A 1,695-nucleotide genomic window follows, 5' to 3' on the forward strand; every position below is an offset into this window, starting at 1 on the left:
CCCGCCACCGCGTACCCGGCCGGCGCGGATCATGCGTGCTCGGGACACGCGATCCGCGCCGGCCGGGGGTTCTCGGTGACGGGGGCGGGGTTGCCGGGGCTGCCCGGGGGCCCGTACGCCTCAGACCAGGGCGGGCTCGGGGCCCGCGCCGGGGACGGTCTCCTCGACGGCGGCCGGGACGGGTTCGGGGATCTCGGCGGCCACGACGGGCGGGCGGCGGAACTCGCGGACGCCGGGCAGCGGCGGCAGCGGCACCCGTTCGATGTGCTGGGGCTCCTGGGCGTACCGGGTGAACCAGACCACCTTGCCCTCGGCGGTGCGGCAGGTGCCCCAGCTGTCGCTGAGGGCCATGACGCGGCTCAGGCCGCCGCCCTCGCGGAGCAGCCGGGGCATCTCGGAGCCGTTGTCGGCGACGGAGACCGTGAGGTGCCGTCCGGACCACCGAAGTTCGACGACGCAGCGGTTGTCGTCACCGACGTGCCGGTGGACGTTGGTCAGCAGCTCCTCCACGGCGCGGCACACGGGCCGCACGTGGAGTTCGAGACTCCAGTGGCGCAGATGGGCGGCGACAATGCGGCGAAGCTGCTGCACACGCTCTGCGGAAACCTGGAGTTCGACCAGATAGTGCCGGTCGAGTGGAACGGTCATCGTCGAGGCTCCTCACATCGAGGCCCACGTACTTCGCCCCGTTGAACCAACGACCCCCGAATACGAAGAGTGAGCGGATGTCTCTTCTGGGTCACTCCACAGGGTGACCCCGCTGGGCCGGTCGCGCAACATATCGGCCCGTGCGCCCGTGTGACCGGCGCATTCGCCCGGCCGGGGGGTCACGGCAGCCGGGTGAGCACCCGGTCGGGTGTGAGGGGCGGGGTGCGCAGCCGGACGCCGGTGGCGTGGTGGAAGGCGTTGCCGACCGCGGCGGCGGAGCCGACGATGCCGATCTCGCCGATGCCCTTGCTGCCCATGGGGTTGAGGTGGGGGTCGTCCTCCTCGATCCAGTGCGCGTCGATCGCGGTGACGTCGGCGCAGACGGGGACGTGGTACGAGGCGAGGTCGCACTCGGTGAAGTCGCCGTAGACCGGGTCCATGGTGGAGCCCTCGGTGAGGGCCATGCCGATGCCCATGGTCATGCCGCCGATGAACTGGGAGCGGGCGGTACGGGGGTTGAGGATGCGGCCGGCCGCGAAGACGCCGAGCATGCGGCGCACCCGGACCTCGCCCGTGCGGGTGTCCACGGCGACCTCGGCGAAGTGCGCGCCGAAGGCGTGGCGGGCGTACGGGGATTCCCGGCCGGTCTCCTCGGTGGTGTCGGCGGTGACGGTCAGGCCGTCGGCGGGCAGCGGTCCGCTGTGGGCGGCGAGCCGTTCCGCGAGCAGGGCGGCGGCCTTGTGGACGGCCCAGCCCCAGGACGCGGTGCCGGTGGAGCCGCCGGCCAGCGGCGCGTCGGGCAGGTCGCTGTCGCCGATGTCGACGGCCACGTCGTCCAGCGGCGCGCCGAGGGCCTGGGCGGCGATCTGCGCGAGGACGGTGCGGGCGCCGGTGCCGATGTCCGTGGCGTTGACGGCGATCCGGTAGCGGCCGTCCGGCGCGGCGTGCGCGGAGGCGTGGCTGGCGCCGGCGGAGGCGGGGTAGGTGGCCGAGGCGACTCCGGTGCCGAGCAGCAGGGCGCCCTCGCGGCGGGTGCCGGGGGGGGGG

Annotated in this window: 2 protein-coding genes; both read right to left on the minus strand. The window is 74.2% G+C overall.

The genetic code is table 11. The features are described from left to right. Window positions 1–120: 120 nt before the first annotated feature. Window positions 121–648 (minus strand): ATP-binding protein, encoded by a 528-nt coding sequence (locus MHW47_RS35210; RefSeq protein WP_239227879.1) that lies wholly within the window; start codon window positions 646–648, stop codon window positions 121–123. 179 nt (window positions 649–827) lie between these two features. Next, on the minus strand, window positions 828–1,695 hold an 868-nt coding region (locus tag MHW47_RS35215), incomplete at its 5' end, for a molybdopterin cofactor-binding domain-containing protein (RefSeq protein WP_239227880.1).

This window comes from Streptomyces sp. OfavH-34-F (genome assembly GCF_022347745.1).
In the GTDB taxonomy this organism is placed as follows: domain Bacteria; phylum Actinomycetota; class Actinomycetes; order Streptomycetales; family Streptomycetaceae; genus Streptomyces.